Source organism: Kosakonia sp. S57, from assembly GCF_016516575.1.
Classification (GTDB): domain Bacteria; phylum Pseudomonadota; class Gammaproteobacteria; order Enterobacterales; family Enterobacteriaceae; genus Kosakonia; species Kosakonia cowanii.
Genome location: NZ_JACVUL010000018.1, coordinates 74,699 through 94,334 on the forward strand (window position 1 = coordinate 74,699; position 19,636 = coordinate 94,334).

Here is a 19,636-nt window from a genome sequence, read left to right on the forward strand (position 1 = left end):
AGAAGGACTGGAGCATGGCAAGTTCGGAAAGCACTCCTCAATCCACGCGCTACACCGGCGCGCAGCTGATTGTTCATTTACTTGAGCGTCAGGGCATCACCACCGTTACCGGCATTCCGGGCGGCACCGTGTTGCCGCTGTACGATGCCCTGAGCCAAAGCACGCAGATTCGCCACGTGCTGGCCCGCCACGAACAGGGTGCCGGTTTTATCGCTCAGGGAATGGCACGCACGCAGGGAAAACCGGCGGTCTGTCTCGCCTGTAGCGGGCCGGGTGCAACCAATCTGGTTACCGCTATCGCCGACGCGCGCCTCGACTCCATCCCGCTGGTCTGCATTACCGGCCAGGTGCCCGCTTCAATGATCGGCACCGACGCGTTTCAGGAAGTGGACACTTACGGCATCTCTATCCCCATCACTAAACACAACTATCTGGTCCGCGACATTGCCGAACTGCCGCAGGTGATCAGCGATGCGTTTCGCATTGCGCAGTCCGGCCGCCCAGGCCCGGTGTGGATAGATATTCCTAAAGATGTGCAGACTGCGGAGATCACCTTAAGCGAGCTGCCGGAACCGGGCGTTAAGGCCCCGACTCCGGCGTGGAATGCGCATGACGTTCGTGCCGCGGCGGAGATGATCAACGCCGCGCAGCGCCCGGTGCTCTACCTGGGCGGCGGGGTGATCAATGCTCCTCAGCAAATTCGCCTGCTGGCGGAGAAAGCCAGCCTGCCAACGACCATGACGCTGATGGCGCTCGGCATGCTGCCGAAACACCACCCGCTCTCCCTCGGCATGCTCGGCATGCACGGCGCGCGCAGCACCAACTTTATTCTGCAAGAGGCAGATCTGCTGATTGTGCTGGGTGCGCGTTTTGATGACCGGGCGATTGGCAAAACCGAGCAGTTCTGCCCGAATGCGAAGATTATTCATGTCGATATCGACCGCGCCGAGCTGGGGAAAGTGAAGCAGGCGCATGTTGCGATCCAGGGCGATGTCGGCGAAGTATTGGATGTGTTGATTCCGCAGATTGAGGCGAGCGCGCGCCACGCCTGGCGTAACACCGTCGAACAGCTGCAAGCGGAGTTTCCCTCCTCCATTGCGCAGAACAGCGATCCCTTAAGCCACTATGGGCTGATTAACGCGGTGGCAGCCTGCGTTGATGATGAGGCGATTATCACTACCGACGTTGGGCAGCATCAGATGTGGACGGCGCAGGCCTATCCGCTCAATCGCCCGCGCCAGTGGCTCACCTCTGGCGGCCTCGGCACCATGGGCTTTGGTCTGCCGACGGCGATCGGCGCGGCGCTGGCGAACCCGGAGCGGAAGGTGATCTGCTTCTCCGGCGACGGCAGCCTGATGATGAATATTCAGGAGATGGCGACGGCGGCGGAAAACAATCTCGATGTCAAAATCATCCTGATGAATAACGAGGCGCTGGGGCTGGTGCATCAGCAGCAGAGTCTGTTCTACAAATCCGGCGTCTTTGCCGCGACCTATCCGGGCATGGTTAACTTTGTGCAGATTGCCGCCGGGTTTGGCCTGCACACCTGCGATTTAAACGCCGCCGCCGATCCGCAGGCCGCGTTGCAGGAGATTATTGACCGCCCAGGACCTGCGCTGGTGCATGTGCGCATCGATCCACAACAGAAAGTCTACCCGATGGTGCCGCCGGGCGCGGCGAATACAGAAATGGTGGGGGAATAAACCATGCAGAGCACTGATAACGTCATTCTTGAACTCACCGTGCGTAACCACCCGGGCGTAATGACCCACGTCTGCGGGCTATTTGCCCGGCGGGCATTCAACGTGGAGGGCATTCTCTGTTTACCGCTCCAGAACGGCGAACAGAGCCGCATCTGGCTCCAGGTCGCCAACGATCAGCGTCTTGAGCAGATGATAAGCCAGATCGACAAGCTGGAAGATGTGGTGCAGATCATCCGTCACCAGAGCGATCCCGGCGTGTTCAATAAGCTGGGGCTCTTTTTTGAGTAAGCGCTAAAGCGGCACGCCGCCCGTTAAGGCGGCGCGCTACGCCCTATTTTTTGCGCGGCAGCGGAGTGCTGAGGTAGTAGCGCGACTTCTTATTGGTTCTCACGCCGACGACCACAAGTACAACGATGAACAAGATATAACCGATATAAGACATTACTCATCCTCCAGTACGCCAAGCTTGCCCAGTAAATCCACTTGCCACTCGGGTGCCCGCTTCTTATCCCGCTTCGCCAGGAAGCGAACCACTAAAAAGTTAACGTAGCGCGATTCGAAGAACTGCTGCATTTTTTGGTAGTGCTCGTCCGGCCAAAGCTCGATGGCGTAGTTAATCCAGCGGATAAACAGCCAGACATTTTTACGCATACCGCCGCGTTGATTGAGCACGCCAAACGCGTAGAGATAGGCGATATAGGCCAGCTTCTCCTCTTCAACGCGCGACTCAAGCAGCACCTCCGCACACACTTTTTCCACCGCCAGCCGCTGATGCTCCACATCGCGCGACCAGAAGAGCGCACAGGCATAATCATAATGCGCCAGCGCGTGTCCGCGGCGGGTTGCTTCTTCTAACAGCTTCAGGCGCTCGGGCTGGGCCTCTCTTCCGTGCTGCGCTTCCAGAATGCGGCTTTTGCGGAACAGTGCTTCCGGCGAGCGGTTCTGGCAGGCGCGATCAAGCGCTGCGGTTGCCGACTCTGCGGAGGGCGTAATCAGCAAATTGGTCGTCGCAACCGGTGCCAGGCCACTGTGAATATCGCTTAACAGCAGCAGGGCGGGGATCACGTCATGTTCGGCGAGCAGCGTTAAAAAGCCCTGCGCCTGCGCTTTCTGCTGGTAGAAGCAGAGACGGTTGAGCAGCACGTTCAGCTTGTCCGGCCCGATGCGATCGTCCGTCTGCTTCAGGCGCGCAAGCCACGGCTCAGCCGGGCCAGGAAGATGCACACCTTCCAGCGTCTGCAAACGCAGATAGGCGCTCAGCAGCAGTTCGGTGTCGTTTTCGCAGCGTGCGCCGGTCAGCGCGATATAGCGCGGGAAGAGCCCCTTCTCATCTTGCAGCGCGTACTCTTTATGGCACAGCACCGACAGCAGCCAGAAGAGCAATGCCCCTTCTTGGGCAAACAGCAGCCGGACTGAACCGTGGTTGAGCATAAACTCAATGCTCTCATAAATGCGCCGCGCGAAGAGCGGGCTATGGGCGTAGAAGGTGTAATCGTCGTCCAGCAGGAAATGGACGTAGGTATCCAGGCAGGTGAGGTGCAGCGCTGCCTTATCTTCCGGCTCCATCGGCAGGGCCAGCATCTGCTGGAACTCCTCATCGAACGCGCCGATCGCTTTACCGCTGTGCTTATCGGGCCAGTATTCGGGGTTGCCGAGCTTATCCAGCCACTTCACGCTGTAGAGCTTGTTGCGCTTAAGCTCCGGCAACGTGGTGCAGTAGTTGCTGGCTAAAAAGTTATCGATGGCGACATGCTCATCATCGCCGTACCAGCGCGGGTAGAGGTAATAGATAAACTGCTCGCGCACCGGCATGCTTTCCGGGTCGCACTCCAGCGCGCGGTTGAGCCAGTAAAGCGGCGCCATCTCCGCTTCCTGCTCGTCGGCCACGGGCAGACCGGTGTAAATCGGCTCACTGGAGAGCGGTAAACCGCCTTTTTCGCGGGCAAAGGCCAGCGCTGCGTCTGAATAAGCGCTCAGATCAAGCGCTATCGGCTGATGCGGCTCCTCGAACCACGCGGGTTGGTTAAAGTGCCCGCTCGCCGTCAGCAGTAGGTAATAGAGAAATGGCGTCTGGTTATTCAGGGAGATCGCCTTCGCCGCCCAGTAAAAGAGCAGATCGCTACTGATGCGGGCGCGGCTCCACTGGGTGGCGGTCACCCGGTCAGCGTAGTGGCCGCCGCGCGCGTCGCCGGCGATGTTAAGCCAGCGCTGAGCCAGCATCGCACAGGGGTAATGGGCCTGCGGCTGCTGCTGATGCCAGGCGGTCAGCAGTTCGACGATCTTCTCTTCGCTATACAACTGCGGGGTAAAGAGAAAGGTGTACTGGCTGATGATGGGAAAAAACGCATCATCGCGATCCTGCTGCCAGCGCGCCTCGGCGGCCGCGTAGTAGCGGGTAAGGGCTTCAAACTCCCCGGCGTGCATCAAATCGCGCAGCTGCTGGCGGACGGAAAAAATCTCATCCAGTGAAATCATGGTGCCTCATAAGGGAGATGTAAGAAAAATGGTGTCCATTGTCACGAAAAAAAGCGGCAGGTACAAACCCCTGATTTAGGTGTTTGAGCGCACTTAGCGCTGTTAGTCGACGCCGATTTGCCCGTATGATGAGCCTCTTTTCGCTGCGGGAGAACGTATGATCTGGTTGATGTTGGCCACGCTGGTGGTGGTCTTTGTGATTGGTTTTCGGGTGTTAACCTCCGATTCCCGCCGTGCGATCCGCCGTCTTACCGACCGGCTTAATATTCAACCCGTGCCGGTGGAGTCGATGATTGATCAGATGGGCAAAACCGCGGGCAATGAATTTCTGCGCTATTTAGCGCGTCCCGATGAAGCGCACCTGCAAAACGCGGCGCAGCTGCTGCTGATCTGGCAGGTGGCGATTGTCGATAGCGGTGAGCAAAATTTTCACTACTGGCACCGCCTGATGCAGAAAGCACGGCTTGCGGCACCGATTACCGATGCGCAATTACGCCTGGCGCTCGGCTTTCTGCGTGAAATCGATCCGGATAAAGCCGAACTGAGCAATTTCCAGATGCGCTACAACGCGCTCTTCGCGCCGGAAGAGGGCGTCTATTGGCTGCACTGATAGCGATGCTGAAGAGTTGCCGAATTGTTAATTGCGTCACACTTTATGAATGTTACACTGCGCGACTTTCACGTTTAACAATTAAGCAGGTAATCAATGAGTGAGCAAAGTATGGCGCAATCTTCAGCCGATCCGGTCACGCGGCCGAACTGGTCCGCCGTTTTCGCCGTGGCCTTCTGTGTAGCATGCTTGATCACCGTTGAGTTTCTGCCGGTCAGCCTGCTGACGCCGATGGCGCTGGATCTGGGCGTTTCCGAAGGGCTTGCCGGGCAAACCGTCACCGTGACCGCCTTTGTGGCGATGTTCGCCAGCCTGTTTATTACCAGCATTATTCGCACCACCGACCGCCGCTATGTGGTGTTCGCCTTTGCGCTGCTGCTGACTCTCTCCTGCCTGCTGGTCTCGTTTGCCACCAGTTTTACTCTGCTGTTAGTTGGGCGCGCCTGCCTCGGGCTGGCGCTTGGCGGCTTCTGGGCGATGTCGGCCTCGCTGACCATGCGTTTAGTGCCAATGCGCACGGTGCCGAAAGCGCTGTCGGTCATCTTTGGCGCGGTGTCGATTGCGCTGGTGATTGCCGCGCCGCTGGGCAGTTTTCTTGGTGGGATTATCGGCTGGCGTAACGTCTTTAACGGCGCGGCGCTGATGGGCGTGGCCTGCATTATCTGGGTGTGGATGGCGCTGCCGTCGCTGCCTGGGCAGACCGAGCAGCACCAGAATATGTTTGGCCTGCTGAAACGCCCCGGCGTTGCGGCGGGGATGCTGGCGATTTTCATGGTCTTCGCCGGTCAGTTCTCCTTCTTTACCTATATTCGCCCGGTCTATACGACCCTTGCCGGTTTCAGCGTCGATGGGCTGACGCTGGTGCTGCTCAGTTTTGGTATCGCCAGTTTCGTCGGCACCTCGTTCTCGTCGGTGGTGATGAAGCGCTCGGTGAAAATGACGCTGGCTCTTGCGCCGCTGACGCTGGCGATAAGCGCGCTGGTGCTGATTTTGTGGGGCAGCGATAAGGTGGTGGCGGCGGGGATCGCCATTGTCTGGGGGCTGGGCTTCGCCCTGATTCCGGTGGGCTGGTCAACGTGGATCACCCGTACCCTTGCCGATCAGGCAGAAAAAGCCGGTTCGATCCAGGTGGCGGTTATTCAATTGGCGAATACCTGCGGCGCGGCGATTGGCGGCTTCGCTCTCGATCATTACGGACTGCTATCGCCGTTGATGCTCTCCGGCGGCCTGATGCTGCTCACCGCACTGCTGGTGGCGGCAAAAGTGAAGGTCAAAGCCTGAATCTCAAAATGCCGGGTGGCGCTTCGCTTACCCGGCCTACAATTCGCGCACGCCCGATAAGGCGCAGCCGCCATCGGGCAATATGCCGGGTGGCGCTGCGCTTACCCGGCCTACAATTCGCGTAGGCCCGATAAGGCGTAGCCGCCATCGGGCAATGCACCAGCGTTCGTTATGCGGGGCGCACCTTGCGGCGTGAATCCAGCGCGATAAGCAACACCGATGAGACAATCAGCAGCGTGCCGAGCCAGTCCGGCAATGTGAAGACCACCCCGAGCAGCGCCACCGAAAGCAGGGCGCTGCTGAGCGGTTCGGCGCAGCTTAAGATGCTCGCTTTCGAGCCGCCAATCATCTGCGCGCCCTTCAAATAGAGGCTAAAGGTCACCGCCGTACCAATCACCACCAGGTAGAAAAAGGCCATCAACAGCGCGCCATCGATGACAAAATCACTCCCCTGCCCGGCATAGAACGGCGTCAGCATTAACCCCGCCAGCAACATACTCCAGCCGACAATCGGCAGCGTACCGTAGCGGGCAATCAGCGCCGAAGGGTACGTGGTGTAAAAGGCGGCGGAGAAGGCGGAGATAATCCCCCACACCAGCGCGCCGGAGGAGATGGAGAGCGAGGTGAGATTACCGTGCGTCACCAGCAGGAAGGTGCCGATTAACGAGGTCATGATCGCCGCTGAGACCAGCAGCGTCGGTCGCGCTTTGCGTACCAGCGCAAACCACGCGACGATAATCGTCGGCGAGAGGAATTGCAGCACCGTGGCGGTGGCGGCATTGGATTTCTCGATGGTCACCAGGAAGCTCAGTTGCACCACCATCGCGCCAAACAGCGAGAAGAAGAGCAGGCTCAAGGCGTCTTTACGGTTTTTCAGAATGGTAAAAATCTTGTCGCCGTGGACAAACGACAGCGTAAGCAGGATCACGCCGGTAAACAGCAGACGCGTCATGGTCAACCACTGCGCAGAGATGGCGCTCTTCTCCATAATAAACTGCGCACATACGCCGGAACTGCCCCACAGCACTGCCGCTGCGAGCACGCAGAGCATCCCTTTTTTCGTCGAACTCATCGCTAACCCGTTGATAACTTATTAACAGGTTAAGAAGCATAACACAGGCCCGGACAGGAACCGGAGGCGGCATGAGGGGAACCGCCTCCGGGCTGTTACCTTACCACCAGGCTTCCCACATCGCGCCGATGTTGAGCGAGTCGAGGGAGGTATCGTTGGTGCCGTTAACGCGCGCGGTGCGTTTGTTATCCACTTCGCCGCCGGTTACGTAGAAGCGCAGCATCGGGCGGAACTCCGGCCCCATCGCGATAGAGATGTTCTGCGACAGCGTGGCTTTCCAGCCGTGGTTGTCGCCGCCATCATCATAATCCACGCGCTGGTAGCCCAGCTCCAGCCAGGTCGAGTGCACATCGTTCCACCAGTGCATCGGGCGAACAATCGCGCCATAGTTGCGGCGGTTATCCGTTTTTATGCGGCTGTTGTCGTAATCATGGAAGGCGAGCAGGTAATCCACCTGGGTTTGCTGGGTGAATTTATAGGTCCCTTCAAAGCTGGTGTAGATGGCCTTCAGATCGTCGGTTTTGTTGAAGACGCTGTTGTCCGAGTTATCAGAGTAGCGGGCGATCAGCTTGTTGATGCCGCTATCGTAGGTATGGCTCAGCACCGCGCCGCCCTGCCAGGCGTGCAGGCGCTCGTCGCGATCCACCGCTTTCGAGTCAAAGCCGTAGTTGGCATAAATCTCCAGATCGAGCGGGCCAACTTTCATGCCGTGCACTTTCGAGGTGACCGCATAGTTGCCTTTATCGCCAACGTTAGAGCTGCCGGTACAGGTGATGCGCGACGGGTTGGATTCATCCTCCAGCACTTCCGGGCTACAGGATTCGATGGAGCCAACGGCCGCAACGTCAAACTGCACGCCGCCAATATCGAAGTTTTTCACCCCCGCGCCCTGGCCGTCGTGGTTCATCCAGAAGTAGTCGTTGATCCCCTGTTGTGGACGCTGGTGGAAATCACGCCCCGCCCAGAAGTAGGCGTTAGGGTTGGAGGCCAGCAGATTAGTCACGCCAGCGTAGGCTTTTTTCAGGTTAACTTCATCGCCCCAGTGATCGAACATCACGTTGATGTCCCAGATTGCGCCGTTATCGCCTTTGAACGCTTTCGAGAGCTGGAATTCGCCGCCGTTGCCTTCGTTGCCAAGACGACCAATTGCCGACGCACCGTTGTAGGAGCCATCAACGCCGACATATTTCTGATCGCCGGATTGGTAATGTGCGCCATAGCGGGCATAACCGGTAAATTTCACGCCGTAAGGGATCGCCAAATCGGGCGTTTGCGCCGCGCTTTGCGGCTCAACTACCACATCGGCTTTTTTATTAATCGCGGCGTCCATTTTCGCCTGGCGTTCCGCCAGCGCTTTATCCACCGCTTTTGCGACAATGGCGTCAATTTGCTCTTGCGTAAACTCCTGGGCGAGGGCGGAACCAGAGCAAAGTGTAGCCGCAACCGCCAGCGCCACTGGAAGTTTTTTATTTATCTTCATGGTTATCTCAATATAGTAAGTTGTTCTCAGACAATAACCTTCCGCTCCGTTACAGAGTGGAATATTGCCATCATCAAAACAGACTGCTTTATTTTATTAAGTTGGGTACAGACGTATTAAGATTTACCGTAATCAATTCTCCATTCAGTTACGCTGATAAAGCTGAACGATCTCCTCAGATAATTCACGAGCTAATAACGACGTCATTAAATGGTCCTGCGCATGCACCATAATTAAGGTCATCGGCTGGCGGCCTTCGCCGGCATCCTGTTCGATTAATTTGGTTTGCATCTGGTGTGCCTGGCGCGCATAGCCATCGGCCTCTTTCAACAGCAGTTTCGCTTCATCAATGTTGCCTTCGCGCGCGGAGCGCAGGGCTTCAAAGCAGAGGCTGCGCGACTGCCCGGCGTTGACGATAATCTCCATTACCGCCTCTTCAAGTGCGACCATAATTTTCAATCCTGAGTAGTGAAACCATTATTCTCAGCGGTGGTGGCAAACCACTCTCCGCTTTTTTTAACGGTGCGTTGTTGGGTGTCGAGATCTAATTGCACGAAACCGTAGCGGTTTTTATAGGCATTACACCACGACCAGTTATCAATAAAGGTCCACATATGGTAGCCAAGACAGTTGCTGCCTTCGCTAATCCCTTTATGCAGCCAGATAAGGTGATCGCGAACGAAATTAATTCGGTAGCTATCGTTTATTTGGCCATTTTCAATAGAGCGCTGTTCATTCTCGACGCCCATACCGTTTTCGGAAATAAAACAGCGTGGGTTAGCGTAATTAATGCGCAGGTTGGTGAGAATATCGTAAATACCCGGTTCATAAATTTCCCACCCGCGATAAGGGTTCATTTTACGGCCCGGCATATCGTAATAATCAAACAACCACTCCGGCATAAACGGTGAATCGGGATTGACCGCGCTCTCCCGGCACTTTACCCGCCGCGGCTGGTAATAGTTGATGCCGAGCAGATCGATCTTCCCTTCTGCAATCAGCGCAATATCCTCCGGCTGGCAGGCGGGCAGCTGATTGTGCTCTTTCAGCAGCGCCACCAGGTCAGCGGGATACTCGCCACGCAGTACCGGGTCGAGAAAACTGCGGTTAAACAGTAAGTCAGCGTAGTGCGCCGCCTTCACATCCGCCGGGTGCTGCGAACGCGGATAAGAGGGCGTCAGGTTGAGCACGATGCCAATCTCACCGGGATGATGCCCGGCACGAAAGGCGCGCACCGCGCTGGCGTGAGCCAGAACCGTGTTGTAAGCCACCGTGGCCGCACGTTTAAAATCGACCACGTTCGGGTAGTGGAAATCGTAAAGATAACCGCCTTCCACCGGCACAATCGGCTCGTTGAAGGTGAACCAGTGATGCACGCGATCGCCGAACAGCTCAAAGCAGATCTGCGCATAGCGGCTGAAGGCGTCGACCACTTCCCGACTCTCCCAGCCGCCCTTCTCCTGCATCACCATCGGCATATCGAAGTGGAACAGGGTAATAAACGGCGTAATGCCCTGCGCCAGCAGTTCGTCAATCACGCTGTTATAAAACGCTACCGCCTGCGGGTTCACCTCGCCGGTACCGTCCGGGATAAGACGCGCCCAGCTCAGTGAGGTGCGAAAGCTGTTGTGCTTAAGCTCTTTGAGCAGGGCGATATCCTGCTGCCAGTGGCGGTAAAAGGTTGACGTCTGCTGCGGCCCCACCTGCTGATGAAAACGCCATGGCTGACGGGCAAACCAGGCATCCCACGTGGTGGCGCTTTTACCGCCCTGTTCGCTTTCCCCTTCGGTTTGCAGCGCAGAGCAGGCGCTGCCCCACCAGAAGTTTGCGGGAAATTCATATTTCATTACCGGCTCCTTTTAATTACTGCTGACGGTTTCCGCCATCGGGGCGCTGCTCTGCGCGGCTTTTTCCTCTTCTGCTTTCATCAGCGAGTGCTCATAAGCGCGCAGGAAAGGCAGATACATCAGGGCGGACATCACCATACAGATCAAACACATTACCAGCGGGCTAAAGGCCCAGTTTGCCGCCCATGAAGCACCGATTGGCGCAGGCGTTGTCCACGGCGTCAGGGAAACGACCTGTGCCAGCAGCCCCATTTTGGTGGCGGTCCAGGCGAGCACGGCGTTAATCAGCGGCACGCAGACAAAAGGCACAAACAGCATCGGGTTCATGATGATCGGCGCACCGAAGAGAATCGGTTCGTTGATATTAAAGAAGCTTGGCACCACGCCCATTTTGCCGATGGTACGCAGATGGGCGACGCGGCTGCGCAGCAGCAGGAAGGCCAGCGGTAGCGTGGAACCGACGCCGCCAATCAGCAGATAGTGATCCCAGAAACCTTGCAGATAGACGTGCGGTAACGCCGCGCCCGCCGCCAGTGCGGCCTGGTTTGCGGAGAGGTTGGCCATCCAGAACGGGTTCATGATGCCGGTGACAATCAGCGATCCGTGGATACCGGCGAACCAGAAAATCTGGCACAGCAGCACAGAGAGCAGCACCGCGGGCAGCGAGTCGGAGGCGGAAACCAGCGGCTCAAGCAGGTGCATAATCGCCTGCGGCATAATCATGCCGGTTTGCGCTTCGATAAAGAGGTTGAGCGGGTGCAGCGTGCCAATAATCACCAGCACCGGAATGAGGATCTCAAACGAGCGGGCCACGCCGGTCGGCACCTCTTTTGGCAGACGAATAGTGATCTTGTGCTGCTTCAGCCAGGCATAAACCCGTGACGAGTAGATCGAAGTGATAAGCGCCGTAAAGATGCCCTGGCCCGAGAGATACTGCGTCGAGATGGTGCCATCTTTGTAAGGCGCGGCGACCAGCAGAAAGGCCATAAACGCCAGCAGGCCGGTCATCACCGGGTCGAGGTTAAACTGGCGACCAAGACTGGCGCCAATACCGACAGAGATGAAAAAGGTCATCACCCCCATGCTGAGGTTAAATGGCAACATCAGCTGTTCGCGGTATTCGGTTGAGAAATCAAGCCACGCGCGGGCGAAGCCGACGGTGGTATCCGCTGAAAAGGGCGGGAAGATAAACACCAGCATAAACGAGCCGATGATCATAAACGGCAGCGCGGCGGTAAAGCCGTCGCGGATGGCGATAACGTACTTTTGCTGACCAAGACGACCGGCCAGCGGCGTGATGCTTTGCTCAATCACCGTAATCATGGATTGGTAGAGGGAACTCATAAGAACACCTTTTAATGTGCCGCTTCAATCAGCGACAGAGCATAGTCCAGTACCTCGTCGCCACGTTGCATGCCGTAATCCATCGGGTTGATGGGTTGTACCGGAATGCCCTGGGCGGCGGCCTTTTCTGCCAGTGTTTTTAACATGTATTTAACTTGTGGACCGAGAAGCACGACCTGGTAGCGTGGAAACTGCAGATCAAACTCAGCTACGCCGTACGCGTCGATCTCAACCGGGATATCGCGGGCTTTCGCCGCCTCTTCCATTTTTCTGACCAGCAGACTGGTGGACATACCGGCTGAGCAACACAACATGATCCTGAACATCGTTAACCGTCCTCGAAGTGTAAAAAGTTATTGCGGAGACGATTGGATATCATATGGAAACCGGTTTCCATGGATTCGCCATAGAAGTGTGATAGCTGTCAATATCTGTAAATAATAAGGCTGAGTTATTGGATTTCCGTCACGAAATTGCGCCATTTAAACAGGCAAAACGGCACAAATGGAAAATCGGTTTCCATGAAAAAAAGAAACGGCTATACTCGCGGTGGTTATAGATTAGCCATTGCAGTGTCTGTTTTTTGCGGGCGCACCTTGCGCCTGCCAGGGGAGAAAGATGTCTACAATCAACGATGTATCACGTTTAGCTGGGGTGTCGAAAGCCACAGTCTCACGGGTGTTGAGCGGTTCGCGCGGCGTTAAGGAAGCCAGCCGTCTCGCGGTACTGAAAGCGGTCGACGAGCTGAACTATCGGCCTAATGTTATCGCCCAGTCGCTGCTCAGCCAGTCGACAGGCTGCATCGGCGTGATCTGCGCTCAGGAGAACGTTAACCAGACCACCGGTTACCTCTACGCGCTGGAGAAGCATCTCAGCCAGAGCCAGAAGCACCTGCTGCTGCGCTTTGCTAACACCAAAACGGAGGTGATGAGCGCGCTGGATGAGCTCACCTGCGGGCTGTGTGACGATGTGCTGATTATTGGTGCCCGTTTTCCGCTATCTATTGACGACGAAAATGTGATTCTCGTGGATTGCGTCGAGTCTGCTGATACCACCCTTAACAGCATTCAGTTCGATCGCGCCTTTGCCGCCGAAACCGCCTGCAACTACCTGACAAGCCAGGGCCGTCGTCAGATCGCGCTTATTCACCCGCATAATGCCGCCGCCGAACAGGTGCTGCACGGTTATAAACTGGCGCTGGAAAACAATTTCCTGCCCTTTAACCGCAACCTGGTGTTTATGGATGACACCTCATCATCCGTGGCGCTGCAGGTGCTGCTGAACAATGCCACCACGCTTAACTTCAATGCCTTACTGGTTGCCGATGAGCAGGAAGCACAGCGCGTGATCCCGCAGTTACAGGCGTTTAATAAGTCGGTGCCGGAAGATATTATGGTCTTCAGCCTCGCCGGCTCGCTGCATCTGCCGGGTATTCCGACGATTCCGGCGATTGAATATTCAATGGATGCAATGGCCGCGCGTATTGTGTCGTGGCTCAATGAAAAAACGCAGAGCGTATTAGGGACATATCGCGTTCGCGGAGATTTAATTATTCCGGATGTAAGAAAACGCTAAATAAATGGGCCTCCAGACGGAGGCTTTTTATTTTATAGCGGATAAGAATACTCTCTTCGGCGGTTAACCTTTCCCAAACTCATCCTTCGCTATTGAAATGTAATAGAAAATAAACAAACCTATCATACATCGATTTTAAGGGAGCTTAATCGGTATCGAGTCGTACCTGTAAAATCCATTCTTTTAATAAGGAAGGTAGCTATGCGGCACTCGAATATATGTGATTCAGGGATAAAAATCCTGTTCGCTTTTATTATTATGATGGTCGCCATGCCTGCGGATTCACATATTCAGAAGCCAATATCCGCTGCAATCGTACAGGTGTCGACGGATTCATTTACCCCCCTTCTTCCCGCTGGCCGCAATGCTGTGGCCAGACATTTCGTCCGCATCGCCGGCGAAAAGCAAAAAAGCATCGACCCTGATGGGCTGCGGCATCGGGACTATTTCCGCAATCTGTCAGAGTGCCCCCTCTCTTGCGATCTGTGTGCATCCTGCTGCACCTGTTTTATGGGGCTTAGCGATAACCGTTCACGGCTGACCAGCTACAGCATGCCGTTTAAGCCAGAAAGCCGACGTTATTCCGATGATATTGAATGGTTCTCACCCTGCTGCCACACCATGCAAATGGCAGCCTGCTACTGAATTGAGAGTGCGTTTTTTCATATACCCCTGCGTTGATGGTCTGACTTGTACGACTTGTTAGATTTGCCGGTCTGTGGACCGGCTTTTTTTTGGCAGGCCGCCGCAGAGCCAAGGAGAATAGCCGTGGAAAAGAGAGAGAGCCTCTGGAAAGTCGCTGGCATTACTAACCTCGCCAGCCGCCTCTATTGTCCGCTGGTCTCCCTGACGGATGGGCGTGTATTTCGCACAGTCCGACTGGAGCTTGATGGGGATCGGCTGAAATATATGACGCTGCGCGAGATAGAGGTGGTGGCGGTCAGCCTGATTAAAAATCATGCTGATGAGAAAACCTGAAACAGGCAGGCGTGCAGAAAGTAAAAAGCATTCGTCTGGGCACTACCTTCAATGCAAAAAAGAAGGCTGGAATAATCCCTAATGCCCAGGCGAATGCGTTCTGAAAGCGCAGAAATAATGAGTGGAATATAGCGAGATGGCCGTGAGTTATAAAGCCCCGGATTTCACTATCAGATTAAATAACGTGATCAGGGAGGGTTCTCATCTGTCCCTGTTTTACATCCTTCATGGCAGGGTAAATTACATTTGTCAGACTCTGAGTCATAGCAGAAATGGTAAAGCGGGCAGGTTTCGCAGAGCGCTCTCTCATTATTACAGCGGGTCTTATACAAATGGTTAAGGCACTCGTTATCCTGGTTTTTATCCTCAACGCTTAATACGCGAATCAACTCACGGGAAGACATGGTGTGCTCAATTTTTTGCGCGAGTTGTGATTTGTAGGCATATATGGTTTTAATCTGTAGGTTCTTTAATTCCGCTATTTTTTGTATGGAGAAACCAGCAATAAGCAGTCGCAGGGTGTTAATCTCATTGGGCGTTGCGCCCAGCAAATAAAGTCGGTGATAGATTTTGTCCTGAATCTCTTTATATAACGTTTGCCTGTCATAGAGCAGATTCATCATTCTTGGTCGCATAATACCCGGCGAGAGGCAGACCGGTGAGCGATCGACACGCATCGCTGTCTCTATCTCTGCACGCGTAAGGGTAATCAGTTTCGAATGCGTTATGCAGCGCTTCTCTTCAAAATAAAATTCAGCAACGACTTTGTCATTGAGATGGATTTTACGCGCGGTAAAGAAAACGGCGCGCAGGCGTGACGTTGAGGCGACCGCTGCAATAAGTAATACCTTACGGTGCGGTGACGCATCAATGATTAAGGGGAGTGAGGTGTTTTTATGCAGGGCCTCTAAAAGCTTTTGCTCATCCTGGTATATTTTTATAACGATAAAACTGTTTTTTTCAAAAAATGCGGTGATGGCCAGGAGCGCAGGCCAGGAATAGCTAAAGACGATGATCTCAGCAGACATACAAAAACTCCCTTTATTTATACCTGCAAGTATGAGAGGTATTTCCTTTTTAAAGCCCGGTGTAAATTTCCAGACCGAGCCAAATTAAGCTGACGACCAACATGATTAAATAGATGGTTATTGCTGCAATAGTTCCGTCTGCAACCCTTTTTTTCTTATTGCCTTCTTCGTCCTGCCAGTATTTCTCTTCAGTACAATTTTCTTTGAACCGATCCGGCTCATGGCTATTCCGTTCCATAACGTCCTCGTTTCTTTGATAGTAAAAGTCTCTGGCAAGTTGCCGCCATTTTTCCCTGAGCAGAACAAATAAACTGACGCCAATCACTCCCGTGGCAGTAGCAACAAACATCCTGATGCTGTAGCGCATTCGCACGGGATAGAGTTGATAAGACTCTTTATCTATACGGTAAAACGTGTGGTTAATATCTTCTAAATAACATTTACTGATTTCGTTAATCATGCTCTGCTGCTCATTGTTCGCTTGCTGCAGCACCAACTGAATTGACGTATTCTGCGCGCCGGCAAACCACGAGAGTAGGGATATTCTAATTTGATTAGGGTTGGAATCATCAAGATAGATATCCTGCCACTCACCGCGAGCGATAACTCTTTTTAAGTAAATAAGGTAGTCATTAAAAAAATCGTCAGCTTCAATTACCACTTCAGCACCATAAAAGTTTTGTATACAGGCCATCAGGGGATAAAGAGAAAATTTTTCTGCAGAGCTGATGGTGAGTGATGTTAGCCATTGTTGAGGGTAATAAAATGTACTCAGTATCGCCAACATAAAACCTACTATACCAAAGCAAATGATGTCGCGGCGGGCATGATAAAGAGTAATTAATATTCCTGAAGTGTGATTGCTTTTATTACTATTCCCCATGCGGCACTGTTGTGATGCCATTTATTTAACCCTCATCGTTAAATGGTTAAAGCAACCTCCTGGTCTATTAAGTAAGATATTTTTTGTTGCTGCTTTTTTCAAATCGGCAAAAAAAGGGTTAGCGGCAAACAGACAATTTTATGTGATCTGCGTCACATAAAATTGTGTATTCAGCCCCAGAATAGCGTGATTCAGGCAGTAATAAAGCGATAAGTAAAACCAGGAATTTATTATCTCATGGAAAAAAGCTTTTAGTGATAATAATCTCTCTGTAGATAATTAGCAGGAATTGCGCTTTCGTTAAGAATATTCTTCTGTTTTTTCTTTTTGTCTGCAAATAATAATGGCCTGTTCAATAAATAATCTCAAGCGGGTATTTTTATTACGCCTGGCTGACTAACCAGCTTGCTAAGCCATTGTCACACTCTCCCACCGGTCGGCCGGGCACCATCCGCGTGATTTAGTGCGTGGTCTTTATAGAGGATAGCCAGGTAAATCCTTAGCTAAAAAAGTCAGCTGGTTAGCCATAAGATTGCTAAGGTCAGTTTGCTATAAGCCATACGTTTTCGTTGTTAGACAGGTTGAAGTGCGACTCTTATCTTTCGTCATGATTTGTAAATTACATGCAATGACTTGATGAGGGAGCAATTTTGGCCAGGTTACTGAATCGCTTAACAACAAAGCCCACGCACTTCACCCTTGCGCTGAAAATTGCGTTGCTCAGCGGCATGGTGGCGTTTTCCACCGCCTCTTTCGCCGATGAACCCTTAAAGGAGGGCATCACACCCGCAACGGATGCCAGCCAGATCCCGACGGCGGCGAAATTACGTAAAGATACCGTTGTGGCCGGCATCTCTGAGCCGCAGGGCATTTTTAACCCCTACTTTTTCGTTAACGGTTGGGATGAGAACGTCACTAACGTCATCTTCTCGCGCCTGATCGACTGGGATAGCCACGGCAAGCTGGTGCCGGGTCTGGCTGAGAGCTGGACCATCAGCCCGGACAATAAGGTCTACACCATCAAGCTGCGCCCCAATTTGACCTTTAGCGACGGTTCACCGCTCACCGCAGAAGATGTGGCCTTCACCTTAACCGTGCTTTATGACCCGAAATATGACGGCGATACCGATATCACGCTGGCCAATATTGCGGGCGGCGCGGAGTATAAAGCGGGCAAAGCGGAGAGCGTCAGCGGCCTGAAAGTGATCGATGCCCACACGCTGCAAGTGACCACCACCCAGCCGGGCGCGACGACGCTGGCGAAAATCGGCGGGCCAGTGCTGTCGAAAGCCTATTACGGCAAAGGGTATCAGCGCGGCAATCTCGACTATTTACGCACGCTGCACGGCAAGCCGCTCGGTAACGGCCCTTATGTCTACGACAAATACATTCCAGGCCAGGAGATCCGCTTCCACGCCAATACCCATTTCTACCGTGGTACACCGCCGACGCCGCGCTTTATCTATCGCGTGACCAACCCGTCGACCAACTTCCAGCTTTTCCAGACCGGCGAGACCGATTACGACGCGTTTACCTCGCGCCCGGATGATATTGAGCAGCTCAAAATGCTGGGCTTCGCCAATATCAACCTCTACGGCTCCAGCGACTACAGCAAAGTGGAGTTCAACGTGCATCGCCCGGCATTGCAGGATGCGAAAGTGCGTCAGGCGCTGATTTATGGCCTCGATCGCCAGAAACTGATTGATGTGGTCTATCAGGGCTACGGCAAAGTGGCGATTGAGCCGATCGCGCCTATCTCCTGGGCCTATAACGCCGATGGCGTAAACCCCTACAAGTACGATCCGGCACAGGCGAAAAAGCTGCTTGATGAAGCAGGCTGGAAACCGGGCCCGGACGGCATCCGCGTAAAAGAGGGCAAACGCCTTGAACTGACGCTGCTGGTGAGTAAAAAAGTGCTCAACGATGCGCTGATCCCTATCGCCAAAGAGAACTGGCAGCAGATTGGCGTGTTGCTGAAACCGCAGGTGGTGGACTTCAACGCCCTGATGTCCCAGCGCAAAGCGGGCAACTATGATCTCGCCTCGTTTAGCACCAGCACGCTGAACGATCCCCATGATGGCGTCTGGGATTACTACAGCACGGAATCGAAAGAGTCGGGCTATAACAATCCGCAGGTCGATAAGCTGATTAACGAAGGCAACGCCGAGCTGGATGTTGAGAAACGCAAACCGATCTACCACCAGCTCTATAAAGTGCTGGCCGACGATCCGCCGGTGATTCTCCTCGGCTACCGCCAGATTTTGTCGGCGAGCAGCGCCCGCGTGACCGGCTTCAAACCGGACATCTATAACGGCCTGACCGGCAGCCTGCCGGATGTCAAAATCGTTAAGTAAGACCTTCACCGCCGCCGGGACTGCCCGGCGGCGGGCATGAGAGCGTTATGGGAAATTTTATCCTCAGGCGGCTGCTGCAAACCGTGCCAATGCTGCTGCTGGCTTCACTGATCATCTTTATGCTGTTCGCCAAAACACCGGGCGACTTTATCGACGGTAATATCACCCTGACCGCCGCCCGTGCCGCTGAACTGAAAGCGATTTATGGCCTCGATCAGCCTCTTTTTACCCGCTATCTGCACTGGCTCGGCCAGCTGCTGCGCGGCGATCTCGGCTTCTCGCTGCAATACCAGATCCCGGTCAGCCAACTGCTGAACCAGTACATCTGGAACTCCTTCCTGCTGGCAAGCGTCGCGCTGGTCTTCTACTGGGGGATTGGCCTCGCGGTCGGTATTGCTTCAGCGCTGAAGCCCAATTCGCTGTTTGACCACGTGGTGAGCGTGGTGGTCTTCGCCGCCATGTCCTTTCCGACCTTCTTCCTCTGCCTGCTGCTGATTAAGTGGTTCGCCGTCGATCTGCACTGGCTGCCGGTGGGCGGCATGACCAATACCGGCAGCGATGAAAGCGGCTGGGCGTGGGTGATGCAGGTTGCCGCGCATCTGGCGCTGCCGGTGCTGGCGCTGGTGATGTTGCAGGCGGGCAGCCTGACGCGCTACTTCCGCGCCAGCATGCTTGATGTGGTAAAGATGGACTTTATCCGTACCGCTCGTGCCAAAGGGCTGCGCGAGCGCACGGTGATCTTCAAACACGCGCTGCGCAATGCCCTGCTGCCGATTATTACCCTGCTCGGTTTTGAGCTGCCGGGACTCTTTTCCGGGGCGATCATCACCGAAAAGGTGTTTAACTGGCCGGGTGCTGGGCATATTCATATCGATTCGCTGGCCGCGCGGGATTACCCCGTGCTGATGGGTTTTACCCTCTTCCTGGCGGTATTAACCATTGTCGGCAACCTGATTGCCGATGTGCTTTACGCGTGGGCTGACCCGCGTATCCGGGTGAGGTGATG

18 protein-coding genes are annotated in these 19,636 nt (G+C 54.4%); 9 read left to right on the forward strand and 9 right to left on the reverse strand.

What is annotated here, in order from left to right; genetic code table 11:
* The first annotated feature begins 14 nt into the window (after positions 1 to 14).
* Positions 15 to 1,703, forward strand: coding sequence for an acetolactate synthase large subunit (ilvB, locus tag IAE48_RS17220; RefSeq protein WP_200135095.1), 1,689 nt, complete (start codon positions 15 to 17; stop codon positions 1,701 to 1,703).
* A gap of 3 nt (positions 1,704 to 1,706) precedes the next feature.
* The gene (gene ilvN / locus IAE48_RS17225; protein WP_076769298.1) at positions 1,707 to 1,991 is read left to right on the forward strand and encodes an acetolactate synthase small subunit; all 285 of its coding nucleotides are present in this window, start codon (positions 1,707 to 1,709) and stop codon (positions 1,989 to 1,991) included.
* 153 nt (positions 1,992 to 2,144) lie between these two features.
* On the opposite strand, the gene IAE48_RS17230 is transcribed toward ilvN, so the two are convergent.
* Positions 2,145 to 4,178: a DUF4034 domain-containing protein gene (locus tag IAE48_RS17230; RefSeq protein WP_200135096.1), complete on the reverse strand. Its 2,034-nt coding sequence runs from the start codon at positions 4,176 to 4,178 to the stop codon at positions 2,145 to 2,147.
* 157 nt (positions 4,179 to 4,335) lie between these two features.
* On the opposite strand from IAE48_RS17230, the gene IAE48_RS17235 reads away from it, so the two are divergent.
* Together IAE48_RS17235 and nepI are read left to right on the forward strand one after the other, a co-directional pair.
* Positions 4,336 to 4,788 carry a DUF1198 domain-containing protein gene (locus IAE48_RS17235; protein ID WP_054803550.1) on the forward strand — a complete coding sequence of 151 codons (453 nt, stop codon included), beginning with the start codon at positions 4,336 to 4,338 and terminating at the stop codon, positions 4,786 to 4,788.
* Positions 4,789 to 4,884: 96 nt separating this feature from the next.
* Positions 4,885 to 6,069 (forward strand): purine ribonucleoside efflux pump NepI, encoded by a 1,185-nt coding sequence (nepI, locus tag IAE48_RS17240; protein WP_200135097.1) that lies wholly within the window; start codon positions 4,885 to 4,887, stop codon positions 6,067 to 6,069.
* 169 nt (positions 6,070 to 6,238) lie between these two features.
* Here the strand turns inward: nepI and IAE48_RS17245 are convergent, their stop codons facing one another.
* From IAE48_RS17245 to IAE48_RS17270, 6 genes are all read right to left on the reverse strand, one after another.
* Complete coding sequence (locus tag IAE48_RS17245; protein WP_200135098.1) at positions 6,239 to 7,141, reverse strand: EamA family transporter; 903 nt, start codon at positions 7,139 to 7,141, stop codon at positions 6,239 to 6,241.
* Between the two features lie 100 nt (positions 7,142 to 7,241).
* The gene (locus tag IAE48_RS17250) at positions 7,242 to 8,621 is read right to left on the reverse strand and encodes a carbohydrate porin (RefSeq protein WP_094422680.1); all 1,380 of its coding nucleotides are present in this window, start codon (positions 8,619 to 8,621) and stop codon (positions 7,242 to 7,244) included.
* A 144-nt stretch (positions 8,622 to 8,765) separates the two neighbouring features.
* Positions 8,766 to 9,071 carry a PTS lactose/cellobiose transporter subunit IIA gene (locus IAE48_RS17255; protein ID WP_094422682.1) on the reverse strand — a complete coding sequence of 102 codons (306 nt, stop codon included), beginning with the start codon at positions 9,069 to 9,071 and terminating at the stop codon, positions 8,766 to 8,768.
* Between the two features lie 5 nt (positions 9,072 to 9,076).
* Positions 9,077 to 10,468, reverse strand: coding sequence for a glycoside hydrolase family 1 protein (locus tag IAE48_RS17260; RefSeq protein ID WP_200135099.1), 1,392 nt, complete (start codon positions 10,466 to 10,468; stop codon positions 9,077 to 9,079).
* A gap of 12 nt (positions 10,469 to 10,480) precedes the next feature.
* Complete coding sequence (locus IAE48_RS17265) at positions 10,481 to 11,812, reverse strand: PTS sugar transporter subunit IIC (RefSeq protein ID WP_042715077.1); 1,332 nt, start codon at positions 11,810 to 11,812, stop codon at positions 10,481 to 10,483.
* Positions 11,813 to 11,823: 11 nt separating this feature from the next.
* Positions 11,824 to 12,138, reverse strand: a complete 315-nt coding sequence (locus tag IAE48_RS17270) for a PTS sugar transporter subunit IIB (RefSeq protein WP_042715075.1) — start codon at positions 12,136 to 12,138, stop codon at positions 11,824 to 11,826.
* A gap of 292 nt (positions 12,139 to 12,430) precedes the next feature.
* Between IAE48_RS17270 and IAE48_RS17275 the strand changes: the two genes are divergently transcribed.
* The 3 genes from IAE48_RS17275 (at position 12,431) to IAE48_RS17285 (ending at position 14,365) form a co-directional block, all read left to right on the forward strand.
* Complete coding sequence (locus IAE48_RS17275; protein ID WP_042715073.1) at positions 12,431 to 13,387, forward strand: LacI family DNA-binding transcriptional regulator; 957 nt, start codon at positions 12,431 to 12,433, stop codon at positions 13,385 to 13,387.
* A gap of 201 nt (positions 13,388 to 13,588) precedes the next feature.
* A complete protein-coding gene (locus IAE48_RS17280) occupies positions 13,589 to 14,032 on the forward strand; it encodes a hypothetical protein (RefSeq protein WP_200135100.1) in 444 nt (147 codons plus the stop codon).
* A 123-nt stretch (positions 14,033 to 14,155) separates the two neighbouring features.
* Positions 14,156 to 14,365 carry a hypothetical protein gene (locus IAE48_RS17285; RefSeq protein WP_042715070.1) on the forward strand — a complete coding sequence of 70 codons (210 nt, stop codon included), beginning with the start codon at positions 14,156 to 14,158 and terminating at the stop codon, positions 14,363 to 14,365.
* 188 nt (positions 14,366 to 14,553) lie between these two features.
* Here IAE48_RS17285 and IAE48_RS17290 read toward each other — a convergent pair whose 3' ends face one another.
* On the reverse strand, positions 14,554 to 15,393 hold the full coding sequence (locus IAE48_RS17290; protein WP_042715068.1) for a hypothetical protein: 840 nt from the start codon (positions 15,391 to 15,393) through the stop codon (positions 14,554 to 14,556).
* A gap of 49 nt (positions 15,394 to 15,442) precedes the next feature.
* Positions 15,443 to 16,297, reverse strand: coding sequence for a hypothetical protein (locus IAE48_RS17295; protein WP_200135101.1), 855 nt, complete (start codon positions 16,295 to 16,297; stop codon positions 15,443 to 15,445).
* A gap of 707 nt (positions 16,298 to 17,004) precedes the next feature.
* Between IAE48_RS17295 and IAE48_RS17300 the strand changes: the two genes are divergently transcribed.
* Positions 17,005 to 18,630 (forward strand): ABC transporter substrate-binding protein, encoded by a 1,626-nt coding sequence (locus IAE48_RS17300; protein WP_370569037.1) that lies wholly within the window; start codon positions 17,005 to 17,007, stop codon positions 18,628 to 18,630.
* A 47-nt stretch (positions 18,631 to 18,677) separates the two neighbouring features.
* Positions 18,678 to 19,634 (forward strand): ABC transporter permease, encoded by a 957-nt coding sequence (locus IAE48_RS17305; RefSeq protein WP_094422692.1) that lies wholly within the window; start codon positions 18,678 to 18,680, stop codon positions 19,632 to 19,634.
* The last annotated feature ends 2 nt before the right edge of the window (positions 19,635 to 19,636 follow it).